At 71.5% G+C, this 18,650-nt stretch carries 12 protein-coding genes and 2 pseudogenes; 9 read left to right on the forward strand and 5 right to left on the reverse strand.

The features are described from left to right. Positions 1–1,192 precede the first annotated feature (1,192 nt). Positions 1,193–1,642: a hypothetical protein gene (locus ACZ5DC_RS32250; protein ID WP_468658551.1), complete on the forward strand. Its 450-nt coding sequence runs from the start codon at positions 1,193–1,195 to the stop codon at positions 1,640–1,642. 211 nt (positions 1,643–1,853) lie between these two features. Here ACZ5DC_RS32250 and ACZ5DC_RS32255 read toward each other — a convergent pair whose 3' ends face one another. Beyond that, positions 1,854–2,705 (reverse strand): hypothetical protein, encoded by an 852-nt coding sequence (locus tag ACZ5DC_RS32255; RefSeq protein WP_468658555.1) that lies wholly within the window; start codon positions 2,703–2,705, stop codon positions 1,854–1,856. Between the two features lie 558 nt (positions 2,706–3,263). Here ACZ5DC_RS32255 and ACZ5DC_RS32260 point away from each other — a divergent pair. Together ACZ5DC_RS32260 and ACZ5DC_RS32265 are read left to right on the forward strand one after the other, a co-directional pair. Continuing rightward, positions 3,264–3,806: a DUF4232 domain-containing protein gene (locus ACZ5DC_RS32260; RefSeq protein ID WP_468658557.1), complete on the forward strand. Its 543-nt coding sequence runs from the start codon at positions 3,264–3,266 to the stop codon at positions 3,804–3,806. 405 nt (positions 3,807–4,211) lie between these two features. After that, positions 4,212–4,657, forward strand: a pseudogene (locus tag ACZ5DC_RS32265) (HAD-IA family hydrolase); the annotation flags it as partial. Between the two features lie 87 nt (positions 4,658–4,744). On the opposite strand, the pseudogene ACZ5DC_RS32270 reads toward ACZ5DC_RS32265, so the two are convergent. Together ACZ5DC_RS32270 and ACZ5DC_RS32275 are read right to left on the reverse strand one after the other, a co-directional pair. Continuing rightward, positions 4,745–4,858: pseudogene (locus ACZ5DC_RS32270) on the reverse strand (IS5-like element IS4811 family transposase); the annotation flags it as partial. Between the two features lie 238 nt (positions 4,859–5,096). Then, positions 5,097–8,903, reverse strand: a complete 3,807-nt coding sequence (locus ACZ5DC_RS32275; protein WP_468658559.1) for a S8 family serine peptidase — start codon at positions 8,901–8,903, stop codon at positions 5,097–5,099. A 410-nt stretch (positions 8,904–9,313) separates the two neighbouring features. Here ACZ5DC_RS32275 and ACZ5DC_RS32280 point away from each other — a divergent pair, with 410 nt between their 5' ends. From ACZ5DC_RS32280 to ACZ5DC_RS32290, 3 genes are all read left to right on the forward strand, one after another. Then, the gene (locus ACZ5DC_RS32280) at positions 9,314–10,024 is read left to right on the forward strand and encodes a Tn3 family transposase (RefSeq protein ID WP_468658690.1); all 711 of its coding nucleotides are present in this window, start codon (positions 9,314–9,316) and stop codon (positions 10,022–10,024) included. Between the two features lie 26 nt (positions 10,025–10,050). Then, positions 10,051–10,500, forward strand: a complete 450-nt coding sequence (locus ACZ5DC_RS32285) for a RidA family protein (protein ID WP_468658561.1) — start codon at positions 10,051–10,053, stop codon at positions 10,498–10,500. A 643-nt stretch (positions 10,501–11,143) separates the two neighbouring features. Beyond that, positions 11,144–11,824, forward strand: coding sequence for a class I SAM-dependent methyltransferase (locus ACZ5DC_RS32290; RefSeq protein ID WP_468658563.1), 681 nt, complete (start codon positions 11,144–11,146; stop codon positions 11,822–11,824). Between the two features lie 169 nt (positions 11,825–11,993). On the opposite strand, the gene ACZ5DC_RS32295 is transcribed toward ACZ5DC_RS32290, so the two are convergent. Further along, positions 11,994–12,419, reverse strand: coding sequence for a PaaI family thioesterase (locus tag ACZ5DC_RS32295; RefSeq protein WP_468658565.1), 426 nt, complete (start codon positions 12,417–12,419; stop codon positions 11,994–11,996). Between the two features lie 306 nt (positions 12,420–12,725). Between ACZ5DC_RS32295 and ACZ5DC_RS32300 the strand changes: the two genes are divergently transcribed. Both ACZ5DC_RS32300 and ACZ5DC_RS32305 read left to right on the forward strand, forming a co-directional pair. Beyond that, entirely contained in the window at positions 12,726–14,309 is a 1,584-nt protein-coding gene (locus ACZ5DC_RS32300; RefSeq protein ID WP_468658567.1) for an FMN-binding glutamate synthase family protein, read from the forward strand. Positions 14,310–14,323: 14 nt separating this feature from the next. Then, positions 14,324–16,087 carry a thiamine pyrophosphate-dependent enzyme gene (locus tag ACZ5DC_RS32305; RefSeq protein WP_468658569.1) on the forward strand — a complete coding sequence of 588 codons (1,764 nt, stop codon included), beginning with the start codon at positions 14,324–14,326 and terminating at the stop codon, positions 16,085–16,087. Positions 16,088–16,809: 722 nt separating this feature from the next. Here ACZ5DC_RS32305 and ACZ5DC_RS32310 read toward each other — a convergent pair. Continuing rightward, positions 16,810–17,664, reverse strand: coding sequence for an NAD-dependent epimerase/dehydratase family protein (locus ACZ5DC_RS32310; RefSeq protein WP_468658571.1), 855 nt, complete (start codon positions 17,662–17,664; stop codon positions 16,810–16,812). A gap of 134 nt (positions 17,665–17,798) precedes the next feature. Between ACZ5DC_RS32310 and ACZ5DC_RS32315 the strand changes: the two genes are divergently transcribed. Beyond that, positions 17,799–18,647, forward strand: a complete 849-nt coding sequence (locus ACZ5DC_RS32315) for a helix-turn-helix transcriptional regulator (RefSeq protein WP_468658573.1) — start codon at positions 17,799–17,801, stop codon at positions 18,645–18,647. Positions 18,648–18,650 lie beyond the last annotated feature (3 nt).

The raw sequence follows: 18,650 nt of genomic DNA on the forward strand, positions 1-18,650 counted from the left end.
ACTGTCCTCCTGATGGCACGTGAGCCTGGACAAGAGCTCGCCTGAGATGTCAGGAAAGCCAGGCTTCGCCGCCCCGCAGACGGCACCTACCACGTACCCTGCCGCGAGGCTCGCAACGGGCGGGGTGTCAGTAGTGCTGCCACCAGGTCACGACAAAGCCGGTCAGCGAGCCTCCGATGCTGCGGACGGCTCCGCTCAGGAGCGCCACGGCGACAAGACGCCGCCAGGAGGCAGGCACGGGCGCCGCGTTGGCCGTGTGCGGGCGGCAGAGGGCGTGCGGTCGTTCTTCGGCATGGCGGCCTTCACGGACGCGAGGTGCTCCGGCGGGCCGAGCGACACCTGGCGCAACCCGTGGCGCTACAGATAGGCGCAACCTGTGCCGCCACCTGGTCCTGTTTCCCGAGACACAGGGTCACGCGGCCGGACGGCTTGCCGGGCACGGGCCAGTTGGCGCAGCTCGCAGCGCGCCGCCGGCACTGAGGGGGCGGTCTCCCAGTAAGGGTGCCACCACAGCCTTGCGGACAGGAGCAGCAGGCGCCGGCGCAGGGCGGCGGTATCGCGGGGGCGGAGCGCGGCTAGCGCTTGGTAGGTGGCGTTCCAGGCGGCTTGCGTCCGCACCAGGTCGTCGGGGAAGTCGGTCACGTCCATACGCACATTAGATCGTTTGTTCGAATTTTCTGTCATCTCAGGGCGCGTAGCCATCCGACCAGCCGGGGTCGGGGCTGCGCGCCCTGAGAGTGCAGGCGTGGCCCGCCTCCTGGTGGCGCGGTAACCGACCGGATCGCCGACGCGCTCGGCACGCCGAACGTGCTCGGCGAGAGGGCGAACGTGACGGCCTTCCTGATCCGGCGGTTCGTCGACAGCGGCGTACTGGTCGACCTGAGTACGAACCTGGACGAGACGCTGCACCACCCAGGACAGGTCAGGACCTGACGGGCCTGGTCGCCGCCGACAGCCCGCTCGGACCCGAGCAAGCCGTCGCCCTCCTCGGCGTGCGCCGTGCCGGCTTCGACCCCACGGTGCGGCTCGGATGGATCCGCTCCTCGCAGTCGATTGAAGTCCGCTTCGGCACCTCGCGGGCCGGGGCCGTCGACTGAGCGACGTCGGCCCGGTGACGTCGTACCCGGGAGCCGGACACGCGCGCCTACGGGTGGGCTGCTCCCTTTGGAGGTGCCCGGCTCCCGGGAGGAAGGTGGGTGGGAGGCAGGGTCGCGTCGCGCTCGGCGAGGTCCTGCACCGTCGCGGTCTGGAGTACCGCAACACCGATGATCTCGTGACGGGTACCGTCACCGACGACGGCCGCGTGGTCCTCGCCCACCGCGACCCCGCGGCCACGGCGGAGACGTTCGGCCACGCGGAGGACCGGGCTGCCTACCTCGCCATGCTGCAGCGGTTCCTCGACAACATCGACGCCGTGGGCGGCATCCTGGGCGACGAACTGCGCTCGCCGCGCGTCCTCCGCCACGTCGTGAGACTGCTGCGCCGTGAGCGTTTCGACGGTACCGAGGCATGGCTGTGGCCACCGTCACCAGCGGCCGCTCGTATTGCCGCAGCCCGTTCCGCGGCGACGAGCCGGACGCGCTGTGGGCGCCGTGGCCGCTGCACGCCGGCCTGTCCCCGGACCACGCCTCGGACGGACTGATGCTGCCCGCCATCGCCGCCGCGCCGCACGGTTCCGCCGAAGGACAGGTTACTCGGGGCGAGGACCAGACCGTTCAGAAGCGGAGCGGCAGCGCCGGCGCGGATGAGCGACGGCCCGGGTGTGCTTCTCGCTGGCCCAGGCGGAGGGGCACTGCAGGGTCGTGATCCAGGTCCGAACGCCTCCTTGCGCGAGCTGCCGGCAGTCGTGACGCTCATTGAGTGACGAGGCGGAACGGGTGGTGCGGGTCGCGGGGGCAGACGGCGATGATCAGCCGACCCCGGCCCGGTGAGACGTCTGGGGGCACGTTGGCGCCCATGACCCCGATGTCCTGTCGGTCCTCGTAGGGGACCCAACTGGTGGCGGGATCCCATTCACGCTGGTCGACGGTGAGCAGCGGGGTGAGCCCCGCGTCGCAGACCGGGCAGGCAAGGCGTGTGGGCCCGGTGAGGTTCCAGGCGATGTAACCGCCGACTTTCCAGCCGGGGGCCGTGGACAAATCGTAGATGTACTGTTCGTTTCGGTCGTCGCCTTCGTCCTCTTGCTGCTCTTCCTCCCACGCTTCGATGCGCTCCCGCACGGTCTCGGGGAGCTCTTCGAACCATGGGTGCTCGATGACTTCCTCGGGGTGCAGGGCGCAGGGCGAGGGGACGAGTTCGGGGCGGCCGACGACCTCGGGGGCCGGCTGCTCGGTCAGTGGTGTGCCCGTGTCCTGCGAGTGCCGCCACCTCAGTTCGACGTGCATCTCGTGGCGGCTCTCGCCGTGCCGTTCGAAGGGGCACCAGAACACCTGGAGCACGTCGCCTGCATCGGTGTCGGGCAAGCCGGGCACGTCCCGCCGGTAGAGCTGGGTCACGCCGATCAGCGGGATGGGGTCGGTGTCGGCCAGGTGGGGCGCGTGTCGGCCTCGCTTGAAGCGGGAGAGTTCGTCGGCCTCCTCGGAGTCGGGGCCGGAGCGCGGGTCGCGCCGCCAGGCCCGTTCCAGGATCTCCCGTTCGCGCAGCACGTCGGCGTAGCGGTGGCCGATGCCCCGTTTGTGGGGGAGGGTGCACACGGGCCAGAACACGGCGAGCTCCGGCCGGGCCAGGGCCTCCAGCACCCGGGGGCGTCGGCGGTCCAGACGGCGGGGGCGGACCCCACGAGGCGCCGCAGCACCAGGGCGTAGCCGGCGGCGCCCGCATCCGGAACGCCGGCCAGAGCGGCGGCGGCCGCAAGCGGGCCGACCGCAGCGGCCAGCCCCGGCAGGTCCTCCACCGCTACGGCGGTGTGATGGCGTATGTACGGGCGGGCAGGGGTCCTTCGGCCTCCCCCACGGGTCCGACCGGCGCTGAGCTGTGCACGGCTTCGGGGCGGTACGGCGTGGGCGCTAAAGTTGATCATGGTCCAGCAGGCGGCCAGCGGGGCTTCCGCCGGGGCCGTCGGCCGGCACGATGACGACTGTGATGCCCGACCCGGCCCGGGTCCGAGGCGAAGGCGGCGGGCAGAGGCGGTGCCATGCCCGCACCGTACGCGACGGAAAAGGTTGCCCGGCACACCGAACCGCCGCCGCACAATCAGCGTCTCCAGGTGCGGGTGCGCACTGACCTCGCGCACCGAGTCGTATTCGAGGGGAACCGAACACGCCATGAAGACCAAAATGACCACCGTCGCCCTTGCGGCGATCGTCGCCGCCGGCACCGCCGTCGCCGCCGTCCCGGCCTCGGCCGCCACCACCAAGGCCGCGCCGACGCGTTGCCACACCGCCGACCTGAAGGCCGGTTTCGCCACCGGGGACGACGCGAAGCCGGAGATGGGGCGGACCGGGAAGCAGACACAGGCGTTCATCTGGTTCACCAACACGAGCAACCGCACCTGCACCCTGTCCGGCTTCGCCGGTGTCGACATGGTCGGCGCCCAGAGGACCGACGGCACCTGGTCGCTGGCACGCTCCTCCAAGAAGCCCACGAAGATCACCCTGGGGCGTGGGGACACGACGGACTTCAGCATCGACCTGCTCCCCGTTGCCAGGTCCACACCGCAGAAGGAGAAGTTCGTTCCCGCGAAGTTCCTGGTCACCCCGCCGAACGAGACGAAGCACTTCACCCTGAAGTGGCCGTTCGGCGGCCAGATCCTGAAGCAGGACGGCGCCACCCACCCGGGCACCTACCTCAACCCGGTCGGCCAGTAACCCCCCGCGGCCGCGCGGTCGGAGCTCCAGGAGGGCCTTGACCGCGCGGCGCTCGTCCATCTCCCGGCAGCCCTCGGCGACCTGGTCCAGGGGGAAGGCCCAGGGGGTGGGGCGGCTGAACGCCTCGCCGGTGGCGAGGACTTCGTCCACGTCGTGTCGGGTGGCCGGGTGGCGGTTCTTCGAGCCTGGTGGCCTGCCTGGGCCGGGGTGGGAAATGGGTTCGGTGCACCAGCCGGGGAGCCGGTCTTCGCGTGCGGGTTCCTCGCAGGTTCCTCCCGGAAGCGTGACGCCCTCGCCAACGCTTCCCCAGTGCCACAGATCAACTCCGAGTGATGTCTGAACGCCGATGAGCAGGTCAGGCGTCAATCAGCGAGGCTTGGATGCGGCTGACGGCACGCAGAATCACGCTTGGGTCTCGACGTTCACCAGGTCGGAGCCTTCATGACTGACCTGTGGGCGGAGTATCTGGGAACACCGAACGAGGAACTCATCGCCTATGTGCGGGGGTGCGGGGACGATGCGGGCTGGGCATCCTGAGCAACAGTTTCGTCGGGGCTCGGGAGCGGGCGACCTCGCTGTACCGATTCGGCGAACTGGTCGATCAGATCGTCTACTCGCACGAGATCGGCGTTGAGAAGCCTGACCTGCGTGCCTTCGAAGCTGCTTGCGCTAGCTTGGAGGTGGGGCCGGAGAGCTGTCTCTTCATAGACGACGTCGCAACCAACGTCGAGGCCGCCCGAGCGGCGGGCATGCAGGCGCATCTGTTCGAGGACAACATCGGGACGATCACGCGCATCGCCGCTCATCTGGACGCTGGGCCCTTGACCCCAGCTCGCACCCCGCTCGGGTGACGGATCGCCTTGCGAATCGTCCGCCATGACAGCTTTCGCACGCTGATCCGGGCCTTGCCGTCCAGGACAGGGTCATGAGGGTGACGGCATCCACGCGAGCGACCTCTCGACGACCCAGCGGCGAGGCAGCGCGACGAAGCCGGAGGCGTCCTTGGAACGGCCGACCGGCTTGACGGCGGGGATGAGGTGCTGTTTCGCCCAGCGAGCTGGTCACGGATCCGGCCGACGATCCCTGGTGCGGTGCCGATCGGTTCCGGGTGACCCAGACGGTTCCGTCGGAGTCCGGCCCGGCGGAGACGGGGCCGGACTACGGACATACAGGCGCGTACGGTCGTCGCCCGTGATGACCGCGCCGATGAACATGCCGCGGGCCGGGCTGTCTCATCGCGTTCCGCGGGTGCCCCACGCCGGGGCGTGGGGCACCGGCCGTGGCGTGGGGTCAGCGCAGGCCGAGGGCACGGGTGACGGTCTGGGTGACGCCGTCGCCGTCGCGCTGCTCGGCGGTGACGCGGAAGGACACGTAAGCGGCCCGGGAGGGGGCGTGCAGCAGAGTCTGCCAGGTGTCCTTGTTCCGCTTCAGGTCCTGCCGGTGCCAGGTCGCCCCGTCGTCGTAGGAGACGTCGAGGCGGACCGTGGTGACGGTGTCGTCGGTGGCGGTGCTGCCGAGGACGACGGGCCGGACGGAGAACGGCGAGGTGCGCTTGGCGCGCCCGGCGAGGTCCACGTCCGTGCCGTAGTCGAGCTGGACGAGTGGGAGGGCCTGGTCGTCGGCGGTGCCGGAGTGGAAGGTCCACTCGGTGTGGGTGGTCCTGGAGTACGGCAGGAGGTCGCTGTCGGACAGGGTGTCGGCGACGAGCCGGTACGGGAGCGTCTGCGGCGGCAGGTCGCCCACGCCGAAGTCCGGTCGGGCTCCGTTCCGTACCAGCAGGGTGTCCCCCTGGTAGAGCGCGAAGCTGCGCGTCATGAGGCTGGTGTCGCCGCTGTGGGCGGATCCTCCGTCGCCGAAGCCCGCGAGCGTGCCGCCCATGGCGTTGCCGACGCGGTGCGGCACCTCGAAACCGACCATGCGTGGCCGGACGACGGGTCCGAACCAGTGCTCGTCGTGGACGCTGCCGGGCTGGTAGCCGACGACGTCGGTGAAGGTCGACCAGCCCTCGATGGCCGCGTACTGCTGCCACTTGACGCCGTTCCCGGTGGACACCCAGTCGGTGCGGTGGCCCGCGGCGACCGGCTCGCGCGGGAAGGGCGGCACGCGTGTCATGCCGAACCCCGCGTAGGGGTAGGCGGCCGGCCAGTACTCGTACGGCGGGCTGTCCTCGCGGCTCTCGGTGACCTGCTTGCCGGCCGGCGGGGCGAAGGTGTTGTCGATGCGCGCGAGATGCTCGGGATCGGTCTTCGCGGACGGGTCGTCCGGCACGCCTCCCTGGTGGTAGTCGGCCAGGTCGTACAGGTAGGCGGGCGAGGGGTGCGCCTGGACGGCCAGCTCCAGCCGGTTGCGGCTCGCGTCGTGGATGCTGCTGATCAGATCCTCGCCCTCGTCCCGGGTGAGCGAGGTGACGGGGAGTCGTCCGGCCGTTCTGCCGTCCGGGTCGCCGTACCAGTCGACTCCGCGGCCGTCGCCGTCGTTGACGACGAGGAGCATCGCCGCGCCCGCGGTGTGTGCCGCGGCGGCCTGGTCGGTGGCGGTCACCTCGGTGCTGTGCCGGACGACGACGGCCCTGCCGCGGGCGTCGAGGCCGGCGTACTCGGCGGCCGTGCCGGTGCCGGCGAAGACGGCGTCGACGTGGGTGGTGCCGTCCGGGAAGGGGTGGCTTCCGGGTTGTGTCAGCAGGGTGTCGTCGAGGGTGTGCCCGCCGCGGTAGCTGATCTTCAGGGGGGTTTGCTTGGCGCGGATGCGGGTGGTGAAGACGAAGCTGCCCTTCTTCACCCGTCCCTTGGTGGGCAGCGCCCACAGGCTGTCGTAGGCGGGCGAGGGCATGAGGATCTCGTGCAGGGCCTGTCCGTCGCCGGGGGACGGGGTGTTCGAGGTGAAGGAGCGGAACAGGTCGATCCTGCTGGTGGTGACGGATGTGGGCTTGGGGGTGTCCACCTTGATCCGGCGGACGCGGGAGGCGTCCAGGACGACGTCCCGGTCGCCGGTCAGGTCGAGTTCGGGGTCGGTCAGTACGGCGTAGCCGAGGGAGTGGGGGCCGTGGCGTCCCTCGACGTCCAGGGTGGAGACGATCGTGTACGAGCCGGGGGCCAGGCGGGTGGTGAGCGTTCCGTTCGACACCCACATGATGGTGGTCCGTCCGTCCGCGCCGGTGATCTCGACATCGTTGTCTACGGGCTTGCCGTGCCGGTCCTTGAGGTGGACCGTCAGGTCGTACTTCTCGGACTCGACGGACATCCCCACGACCGTGTGGACGGCGCCCGTCGCGGAGCGGGCGACGACCTGTGCGCCGTACTGTCCCGGCGCCAGCCCCTTCGGGTCGGCGAGGAGACCGACCGTGGTGGTGCCGTGGGCCGGCACGGTGACATGGGAGGCGGCCGGTGTGAACACTCCGGCGGGCGAGGTGCCGGGGTCGACGGAGAGGGCGAGCGTGACGGCGCGGTCGGTGGTGTTGCGGTAGGTGAGGTGCCGCTCGACCGGCGCGTGCTGGTGGTTCGCCGACCAGCGGACGAGTCCGGCGTCCACCGAGCCGCTGGCGATGATGTGGTCGTTCAGGTAGGCGGCGGCGACGTCGACACGGCCGGCGCCTGCCTGGTAGGGGCTGTAGGCGGGGGTCGGCGCGCTGGTGCTCATCAGCGCGTTCTTGATGTCCGCACCGGTCCACTGCGGGTGTTTCTGGGCGAGCAGGACGGCCGCGCCGGCGACGTGCGGGGCTGCCATGGAGGTGCCGCTGTCGGTGCGGTAGTAGCCTTCGCCGCCTTGCGAGTACTGCGACCGCGCGGCCAGTACGTCGACGCCGGGTGCGGTGATGTCGGGCTTGAGGCCGTCGTCGTTCTGCCGCGGCCCGGTGCTGGAGAACCCGGCGAGCTGGTCGGAGGCGTCGACCGCGCCGACAGTGAGGGCGGCGTCGGCGGTGCCCGGTGAGCTCACGCTGTAGGGGTTGTTGCCGGTGTTGCCCGCGGCGATCACGAAGAGGGCCCCGGTCTCCGCGCTGAGCTGGTTGACCGCCTGGCTCAGGGGGTCGTCCTGGGTGTGCCAGACCGGTGTGCCCAGGCTCATGTTGATCACCTTGGCGTGCTCGGTGCGGGCCGCCCACTCCATGCCCGCGATGATCTGAGACATCGCGCCGGAACCGGAGTCGTCGAGCACCTTGCCGACGAGCAGGTCGGCATCCGGGGCGACGCCTCGTTCCTTGCCGCCGGACGCGGCGCCGGTTCCGGCGACGGTGGAGGCGGTGTGGGTGCCGTGGCCGTTGTGGTCGATGACGTCCTCGCCCGGGACGAAGCTCCGGGTGCCGATGATGCGCGGGGCGAGGTCGGGGTGGGTGGTGTCGACGCCGGAGTCCAGTACGGCGACCCGCACCCCGGCGCCGGTGCCGTCGGCGGACCAGGCCTGGGGGGCGCCGATCTGCGCGGTGGTGTCGACCAGGTCGGCGTGGGCCTTGGCGTCGAGCCACACCTTGCCGATGCCGGCGGTGAACGACGGGGTGGTGGCGCCGTCGGCGGACCGCTGGGCGTTGGAGTTCGCGGTGGCGGTGAGGGCCGTCCAGAAGGCGGCGGCCTTCGTGTGCTGGGCGTGGACGGCCTGCGCCCGGATGGCGGGGAGTTGGGCGGTGGTCCGGGCGCCCGGCAGGTCGGTGCCGTTGCCGGTCCTGGCCGTGGCGGCGCCCTGCGCGCGGGTCGTGATCAGGGGCAGGGCGCTGGTGTGTGCGTCGTCGTAGCCCTGGGCGATCAGCTGGGTGACGTTGAAGAGCTGCCGGTCGAGTCTGCCGGTCGCGACGTAGGCCATGGCTTCGTCCGGGTATACATACGTGTCACCGTTCTCCACGGTGACACGCACCGAGCCGGCGGCTCCCGGTGGGCGCTGGACGCCTTGCACCGACACGGCGTTGTCCGGTCCTCGGGTCACCGTGACCTGGTCGCCGGTGATCAGCGTGATGGTGAGAGGCGCCCCGTGCGGCTCGCTGTGTTCCGTCGGGGAGACGGCGGCAGTGGCCGGGGGATCGGCGCCGTGGGCTGCGGTCGGAACGCCGAGGGCGGCAACGAGCAGCGCAGCGGCTGATGTTGTACATATTCGGGAAAAAGGGATGGGCACATGTCCTCCATGATCGTGATCGGTTGAATCCGACCATCCTCCGACAGGCATGTAAAGCACTTGGATAGCTGGTGTTAACACGGCACGGGTTGACCCGGGGGTGTGACCCGGACGGGGCCCGGGTTTGTTCGGTCGTCCGCACACGCACGGGAGCGTGCGGTGCCCGGCGAGCCGCGTGCGGCCACGTCTTACCGGCCCTGACAGGCACTGCACAGGCGCCGAGATCGAGTCCGACCACGTCGACACCCACCGCGCGAGCGTGGTCGGGTTCGCCTTCACCGAGCCGCCGCACTTCCGCCTGCTGCCCCGGCTGAAGAACATCGGCAGCATCCGCCGTACCGCCCCGACGACACGCCGCCCGGCTGGCCGGCGCCGGCGGCTCGCTGACCCGGCCCATCCGCTGGGACCTGATCGAGCAGCAGTACGACCAGATGGCCAAGTACGCCACCGCGCCCCGCCTGGGGACGGCGGAGGCCGAGCAGGTGCTGCGGCGCTTCACCCGTGGCGGCCCCGAACATCACACCTACGCCGCGCCCGAGGAACTCGGCCGCGCCGCACACACGGTCTTCGCCTGCGACTACCTCGCCAGCCCCGGCCTGCGCCGCGAGATCCACGGACTCCAGGTCGTGGAGAACCGGAACGGCGCGAACACGGTGCTGCACTACGGCAAGGACGGAGCCCTGACCGGCCCGGACACGGAGCACGCCGAGACCTCCATGCTCGCGCTGCACCTGCTCCAGTCCGCGCTCGTGCACGTCAACACCTGCTGCCCCAGCCGGTCCTGGCCGAGCCGAAGGGGGCGAAGGCCCGCTGCGCCCGGCCGGCCGGCGGCGCGCCCAGAGTCCGGAACGCCGCGCCGCCGCAGAAGACCATGCCAGGCCACCCACCACGGCCCGCACCGTCCCTCCCGGGGCTCCGCTCCCCCTGGAGGGCGACGCTCGCGGACCACCGTCCGCGCCCAGGACGCCAGCAGCTCGCCTGCTTTCGCTTCGCGTGCCTCATCTGTCTCCCGGCTCATGAGGGCATCCGCTCAGGTGGCCAAGGTCACCGGAACCGGCCAGTGCACGCATAGGAAAGTTCGGCTTCGCTACCGAGCAAGTGTGCCTGCATCGAATGTGTAACTTCCTTTGTGACAGGGGGCCGCTCCGTGACTGACGGTTCCGCGGGCCGTTTCATGGAAGTGGAGTGCGTCATGACTTCTCAAGCGAAGGCATTCGGTTTTGGAATGCCATGGGAGTCGTTTTACGGGTACAGCCAGGCCACCCAGGTCGGTGACACGGTGTACGTGTCCGGACAGTTGTCCCACGACCGTGACGGCAACTTCCTGGGCGCAGGTGACTTCGGACTACAGGTCCGAACCACGTTGGAGAATCTGGATCTGGTGCTGCAGCAGTTCGGGGCCGAACGCAGCCAGATCGTGGAGACCACGGTGCTGGTGAGGAACCTTCGGGAGAATTTCGACACGGCTGCACGCCTCCACGCGGAGTACTTCGGGGCGCACCGGCCCACCAGCACGATCATGGGCATTTCCGACCTGGCACTGCCGGACCAGCTCGTGGAGATCGGCGCGCTTGTGCGTCTCGACGTGAAGCCGTAGGCGGGATACGCACCGCTCCGTGGCTTCGCCGAGGTGCGTCAGAGGCGGAAACGGCCGGCAGCCTGGACGGCGGCGGGTGCCCCGATGCCGAGGCCGTCGGCAAGCACGGAGCACGGTCACGGCATACGCCCTCGATCGTGATTCCCGTTTTCCCCACGCTCACGAGACGATCTCCACAGCGGCAGTTGACCGGGCACGGCAGTGCGTGTGTCAGCCCGGCTTCGCCGTGCGTGTCGTACCGGTTCTTCCACGTGGACCGGCAGGCGCGGAAGACACCGGCCTCGGCGGCGACGTGCGCGATCGGACGGGTGCGGCAGCGCTCCGCAAACCGCGGGCGTTCCTCGATGTCGGGCGCGTCCGCGTGTGTCACCGCGGCACCCAGGCGCTCCGGCCGGCCGTGACCAGGGTGAGCAGCGCGACCGCGACGGACTCCACCGGACCGACTCGCTCACCGTGCCGCTGCGCCGGCCGCACCCGGTGGACACGCCCGTCTCCCCCCTGAGCAGCCAAGGATGCCGCGGCCGGTCTGTTTCGATGGCGTCCGATGCAACTGCGCCTGGCTGTTCCTCGCCCCTTGGACGCCGTTTTGCCGGAGTGGCAACAGGAGTGGCGTGACCGGGCCACGATGGGCGACGTTGGGCCCGTGACCGACGACATCACAGCGGGATCGCCCGCGTCTGACACTTCCTTGCCTGCCGACGGATACGTCGGAGACCCCGCGGTGCGGGCGGAGTGGGACAACCGATACGCCGACCGACAACAGCTGTGGAGCGGCCGGCCCAACGGTGCGCTCGTGGCCGAGGTCGCCGGGCTCACGCCCGGGCGGGTGCTCGACGTCGGCTGCGGCGAGGGCGCGGACGCCGTCTGGCTCGCGCGCGGCGGCTGGGACGTGACCGCGCTCGACGTCTCGGGCGTGGCGCTGGAGCGGGCTGCCGGGCACGCCCGGGACGCAGGCGTCGCCGTTCGCTGGGTACACGCCGCGCTGACGGAAGCGGCGCTCCCGCCGGCCTCCTTCGACCTGGTCTCCGCGCAGTATCCAGCCCTGCTGCGCACCCCCGACGCCGCAGCCGAGCGAGCGCTGCTCGCGGCCGTCGCGCCCGGCGGGGTGCTGCTGCTCGTACACCACGCGGGGATGGACACCCAGCAGGCACACGACAGCGGCTTCGACCCGGCTGACTACGTCTGGCCCTCGATGGTCGCCGCCCTGCTCACCGACGACTGGAAGGTGGAGGTGAACGAGCAGCGACCACGCGTGGCACCCGACGGCGGCGCCGGCGCGCACCATACCGACGACCTGGTGCTGCGTGCGCGGCGGCTGCGCTGAGCCCCTCCGCTCACAGCAGGCCGGCTCGGGTACCGATGAGTCTGCCCTGGTCAAGAAGAACAGCAACCTGTGGGGCATCCAGTACGCGTGACCCGGCGGGCGGACCGGCCGGCGCACCGTCGGACCGGCGAAGGGCGCCGGTGCGCCGCTCGACGTGCCCCTCTGTGGCTCAGTCCTCCGGGTTGGCCGCCCGCACGATCGTCCCCTGCGCCACGGCGACCAGGTGCTCCTCGCCCCGCTCCGAGACGACGTAGACCGAGCACTGGCACACGGCCTGCCGCCGGGTCGTGGCGATCGCCTCGGCGCGGGCGACGACGGCATCGCCCACGGCCGGCCGAACGTAGTTGATCTTGTACTCGGCGGTGAGCGCGTCGCCGCCCAGCGCGAGTCCTCCGGCGAAGGTCAGCGCGTTGTCGGCCAGGTAACTGAGGACTCCGCCGTGCACGAAGCCGTGCTGCTGCTGGATCTCGGGCCGGTTGACGACGCGGATCTCGGCCGAGTCCCGTCCGACGGAGGTGAGTTCGGCGCCCAGGAACATGCTGAACGGCTGGGCCTGGAAAACGCTGTGCGCGAAACGGGTGAGGTCCGTGGTCAAGAGTGCCGTCCTGTCGTTCGGGGCGGGGCGGGGCGGGGCGGTCGCGTCCGGGCCGGTGAGCGCTCGTCGAGGGTCTGCCGCGACCTCGCGACGGTACGGGGCCGGTGGCATCGGCCTACGGTAGCGCTGGTGATCTGCCGGCGGCCGAGGGTCCCGTGAACGCACGGCGTCGCCCGTAGGTCCGCGCGTTCCCGCCGCTCCGTTCCGTGACCCGGCGCCGGGCCGCCGTCGGCCGCGTACCCCACCCTTACGGGTTTCTTGACGAACCACAGGACTGGAAGGCCGGCCGAGGGCAATCCGCCAAGGGTGACCCGCATTGCAATCGTCGTCCTGACCCTGACACTCGGCCTCCTCGCGGCCGTCGCCGCGGTGCTGGCATCGCCATGGTGGTGCTTCGGCGGCGTGCCCCTCCTCGCGCTGGGCCTGCTGGGCGCTTGGGACCTGCTCCAGCGCCGGCACTCGGTGCTGCGCAACTATCCCGTGCTGGGCCACGCCCGCTTCCTCCTGGAGCGGATCCGCCCCGAGCTCCAGCAGTACTTCATCGAGCGGAACTTCGACGGCCGCCCCTTCGACCGGGACGTCCGCACCATCGTCTACGAGCGGGCCAAGGGTACGGACGCCGAGCAGCCGTACGGCACCGAACGCGATGTCTACCTGGCCGGATACGAGTACCTGGTGCCCTCCATGGCCCCGCGCCAGGCGCCGAGCACGCCGCCGCGGGTCCGGATCGGCGGCCCCGACTGCCGCCACCCCTACGACATGGCGCTGCTGAACGTGTCGGCGATGAGCTTCGGCTCGCTGTCGGCCAACGCGATCCTCGCCCTCAACGGCGGCGCAGCGGCCGGCGGCTTCGCCCACGACACCGGCGAAGGCGGTCTGTCGGAGTACCACCTGCGGCCGGGCGGGGACCTGGTCTGGGAGATCGGCACCGGCTACTTCGGCTGCCGCACCCGGGACGGCGACTTCGATCCCGCCGAGTTCGCCGACAAGGCCGCGCACGACCACGTCAAGTGCGTCTCCCTGAAGCTGTCGCAGGGCGCCAAGCCCGGCATCGGCGGCGTCCTGCCGGGGAGCAAGGTCAACGCGGAGATAGCGAAGGTACGCGACGTGCCCCAGGGGCAGACGGTGATCTCGCCGCCGTACCACAAGCTGTTCTCCACCCCGCGCGAACTCGTCCGCGCCGTCGCCCGGCTCCGGGAGCTGTCCGGGGGCAAGCCGACCGGGTTCAAGCTGTGTGTGGGCTCGCGGCAGCAGTTCCTCGCCGTGTGCAAGGCCATGCTGGAGGAGGGCACCGCGCCTGACTTCATCATCGTGGACGGCGGAGAGGGCGGCACCGGGGCCGCGCCCATGGAGTTCGCCGACCACGTGGGCGCCCCGCTGACCGAGGGCCTGCTCACCGTGCACAACGCCCTGGTCGGCGCGGGACTGCGCGACCGCGTCCGGATCGGGGCGAGCGGCAAGATCGCCACCGGCACCGACCTGGTCAAACGTCTCGTCCAAGGCGCCGACTACGGCAACGCCGCGCGAGCGATGATGTTCGCCGTCGGCTGCATCCAGGCCCAGCGGTGCCACACCAACACCTGCCCCAGCGGCGTGGCCACCCAGGACCCCCGGCGCGCCCGCGCCCTCGACGTGCGGGACAAGGCCCCGCGCGTGCGGCGCTTCCAGGAGGCGACCGTGGCCAGCGCCCTGGAGATCATGGCGTCCATGGGCGTCACCGACCCCGCCGACCTGCGCCCGCACATGCTCCGCCGGCGCATCGACTCCCGCACCGAACGCTCCTACGAGGAGCTGTACGAGTGGCTGGAGCCCGGGCAGTTGCTCGCCGAGCCGCCGGAGGCCTGGGCGGCCGACTGGAAGACCGCCGACCCCGACCGTTTCAACGTCTGACCTGGAGGACCGAAGTGGCCCGTACTGTCGCCCGTGTCATCGTGGACGCCCTGAGCGAACTCGGCGTGCGCCAGGTGTTCGGCGTCGTGGGAGACGCCCTGAACCCCTTGACGGACGCCTTGCGCACCACGGACGGCGTGGAGTGGGTGGGATGCCGGCACGAGGAGGCGGCGGCGTTCGCCGCGAGCGCCCAGTCGCAGCTCAGCGGCACCCTGGGCGTGTGCATGGGCACGGTCGGACCGGGCTCCGTGCACCTGCTCAACGGGCTGTACGACGCGGCCAAGAGCCACGCGCCGGTGCTGGCCATCGCCGGTCAGGTGCCGCTCGGTGAACTGGGCAGCGACTACTTCCAGGAGGTCGACAACGACGCCCTCTTCAGCGACGTGGCCGTTTTCCGCGCGACCGTCACCTCGCCCGACCAGCTGCCGCAACTGCTGGAGCTGGCCGTGCGCAACGCGTTCGGCCGCAAGGGCGTGGCCGTCCTGACGGTGCCGGGCGACCTCGGCGAACGCGAGCTGAGCACGGACCGCCCGGCCCGCTTCTCGCTGAACTCGCCGGTGACCCGGCCGGAGGAGTCCGCCGTGCGCGAGGCGGCCGAGCTCCTCGACCGCGCCGAGCGGGTCACGCTGCTCGTCGGGCGGGGCGCCCGCCAGGCCCGCGAGGACGTCCTCGCCCTGGCCGACCGGCTGGCCGCGCCGATGGTCCTCACCCTCAAGGCCAAGGAGGGCTTCGAGGGCGACGCCAACCCCTTCCAGGTCGGCCAGACCGGGCTGATCGGCAATCCGGCCGCCGCCTCGGCCCTCGAGGAGGCGGACACCCTGCTGCTCCTGGGCACCGACTTCCCCTACCGGGACTGGTATCCCGAGGGGAAGACCGTCGTGCAGGTGGACACGGAGGCGACCCACATCGGGCGGCGGGTACCCGTCGAGGTCGGCCTCGTCGGCGACACGGGCGCGACCGTCCGCGATCTGCTCACCCACCTCGCCGCCCCCGCGGCCGGGACGGACGGCGCGCGGGACCGCTCGCACCTGGAGAAGGCGCGGAAGCGATTCCAGGAGTGGCGCACCGGTCAGGCGCGGCTCGCCGACCCGTCGCACGACAAGGGTCTGATCGGTCGGCTGCGGTCCACGTTCGACAACCGTTCCGATGACATCCGCCCCGAGGCGCTGGCGGCCGTGGTGGACCGGCTCGCCGCGGACGACGCGGTCTTCACCTCCGACACCGGCATGGCGACGGTGTGGCTGTCGCGGTTCGTCGAGATGCGCGGCGAGCGGCGGCTGATCGGTTCCTACAACCTCGGTTCGATGGCCAACGCGATGCCGCAGGCGCTGGGCGCCCAGTGCCTGGACCGGGAGCGGCAGGTCGTGGCCTTCTGCGGGGACGGGGGGCTGAGCATGCTGCTGGGCGACCTGATGACGCTGAAGACGCACCGGCTCCCCGTCAAGCTCGTCGTCTTCGACAACCGCCGCCTGGGCATGGTCAAACTGGAGCAGGAGCAGGCCGGGCTGCCGGAGTTCGGCACGGTGCTGGACAACCCGGACTTCGCCGCCGTCGCCGAGGCCATGGGCATCCCCGGCATCCGCGTCACCGAACCGGCCGAACTGGAGAACGCCGTGCGCCGCGCCTTCGACACGCCGGGGCCGGTGCTGCTCGACGTGCTCACCAACCCGGACGAGGTCGCGGTCCCGGCCAAGCCGACCGTCGAGCAGGGCTGGGGGTTCGCGGTGGCCAAGGTCAAGGAGATCGTCCGCAGCCACGGGGACGACGGCACCGCCTGACGCGTGGGGCGGGTGCGTGGGGCGGCCCCGCCGGCCGGTTGGGCGGCCGGGCGGGGCCGGACGTCCGGTCATGGCGGCCCGGTTCAGGACGGGGAGCGTCGTGAGGGCCTCCCCCGGTTCGGGTGTCTCAGGCACACCGCCTTCCTCGTCGGCGGGCGGGTACGGCAGGCAGGGGACGTGGTCGTGGCCGCGTCGTTCATGCAGCAGGCCCGCGACGACGTCCTTGACCGCTTCCGTCAGCAGGCGGGCATCGGCCGGGCCCAGCAGCCGCAGCGCGAGGGTCCGCGAGCCGTGGCGCAGTGCGTGGGGCCGTCCCACGGGCCGGTGCGGCAGCTCCCCGGTGCCGGCCGTGAGGGCATGGCCGTCCTGGGGGTGCTCCGGCAGCCGGGTGTCCTCCCGCGCGGCCGCGGCCTCGGTGGCAGTGATCCCGGCGGCGCGGCGGCGCACCGCGCGGCGGAGCCGAAGCACGACAGGTGTCACCGCCGGCATCCGCTGAACTGCGGCTTCCGGCGGGCGAAGCACAGTGGTCGTCACCGATACGACGTGCTGCGTGTCGCCAGCGGACCTCTGCGCGATCAACGGGGCGAACGCGCTGCCGTGCGTCGCGGGCGCCCGCCCCTGCCGCGCCGATCGTGACGTACCTGGTGGTGGCCGTGATCGCGGTGGCGGGCCGGTGCTGGTGGAGCGGATCAGAGGGGTGGACTGGCGGGGCGCGGTGACCGTCAGAGGGCTCCGGCGTCCCGGGCCGTCCAGACGCTCGGGTAGATCGGCCGGAAGCCGAGCTCCCGGCGGATCCGCTGGTTGGACATGATCCCGAACCACGGGTCGGGGTCCGTGAGCTCGTGGAGCCCGGCGGGCACCTCTACGCCGTTGAGCTGGTACAGCTCGACCGTCGTGACGGGGGCGTCGTCGGCGATGTTGTAGATCCGGCCGGCGATGCCCGGCGCGTACAGCAGACGCATCAGGCCCTGGGCGACGTCCGCGTGGTGGACCATCTGCAGGCGCTGGTGCGCCGCCCAGCGGGCAGCCCAGTGCAAGGAGTTGGCGAGGTGCGGGTCGCCCTCGCCGTAGACGAAGGGGAGCCGTCCGACGCGTACGTCCAGGCCCTCGAGCGCGAGCAGTCCGCGCTCGGCCTCGGCCTTGGACTCGGGGTAGGCGCCCCACATCGCGCCGCCCGGCCGGCTCTCGTCCTCCTCGGTCAGCGGGCGGCCCCGTCCGACGCCGTACACATTGTTCGTGCTGACCTGCACGAACCGCTCCACGCCCACCGCCTGCGCGGCGCGGCCCAGGGCCACCGCGGCGTCCCGGTTGACGGCCCACGCCTCCTCGTCCGGCACCCCGCGGAAGGAGGCGGCGACGTTCACGACGGCGTCCACGCCGGCGAGCGCCTTGCCGAGTGTCCCCTCGTCGCGCATGTCTCCTACGGCGACCTGGGCGCCCAGCTCCGCGAAGTGCTCGCCGCGGGCCGCGTCCCGCACCAGGACCCGCACCTGCTCGCCCGGCTGCCGCTGGGCCAGCAGCCGCGGCACGAAGCGGCGTCCGACCTGTCCCGTCGTACCGGTCACCAAAGTCAGCATGGTGTGCTCCTCACGCACTGTGTCCTGTCGTTGACGACCAGCCTCGGCCGACGCGGGGACGAGGGGGAGAGACCTCTTCATCAGGGGATCGCAAGTCCCTGGATAAGCCGGCCGGCCTCCCGCACCCTGGAGAGGTGAACCGAGCCGAACTCGCCGACTTCCTGCGCCGCGCTCGGGCCCGCCTGGGCCCCTCCGACGTGGGCCTCACGGCCGGAGCCCGCCGCCGTACCCCGGGGCTGCGCCGCGAAGAGGTGGCCCAGCTGGCCGGCATGTCCGTGGACTACTACACGCGGCTGGAACAGTCCCGGGGCCCGCGCCCGTCCCGCCAGATGCTCACCGCACTGGCCCGCGCCCTGCGCCTGACGGAGGACGAACGAGACCACGTCTTCCACCTCACCGGCGAGGAGCCGCCGCGCCGGGAGGCGACCAGCACGCACGTGCGCCCGGCCCTGCTCCTGGTGCTGGACCGGCTGCACGACACCCCGGCGATCGTGGCGACCGACTGCGGCGAGGTCCTGGCCCAGAACGCGCTGTCACGGGCGCTGAGCGGAGACGTCCTCGCCCGCCCGCCCCGAGGGCGCAACATGATTCGCCGCTTCTTCCTGGACCCGGCGGCCCAGGAGCTGTTCCCGCCCGAGGACCGCCCGGAGCGCGCCCGCGAGCACGTGGCCGCCCTGCGAGCGGTGGCCTCGGCCCGCCCCACGGACCCCGAACCCGCCGTCCTCATCGCCGAACTACGCGCCGCGAGCGAGGAGTTCGCCCACCTCTGGGACGAACACGAGATCGCCGTACGCCGCGCCTCCACGAAACGCTTCCGGCACCCGGCGATCGGCATCCTCGAACTCGACTGCGAGGTCCTCGTCCACTCCGGCCACAACCAACAGCTCGTCATCCACACGGCCCGCCCGGGCACGGAGTCGCACGAGCGCTTGCAGTTGCTGCGGGTGGTGGGCTTGCAGGACCTGACGCCGACGGGCTCCTGAAGC

It is taken from the genome of Streptomyces sp. NPDC031445, assembly GCF_055581365.1.

Bases quoted from the DNA above. Each gene is read 5' to 3' on its own strand.
- ACZ5DC_RS32310 (WP_468658571.1), bottom strand. From the start codon at position 17,664: ATGCTGACTTTGGTGACCGGTACGACGGGACAGGTCGGACGCCGCTTC.
- ACZ5DC_RS32260 (WP_468658557.1), top strand. From the start codon at position 3,264: ATGAAGACCAAAATGACCACCGTCGCCCTTGCGGCGATCGTCGCCGCC.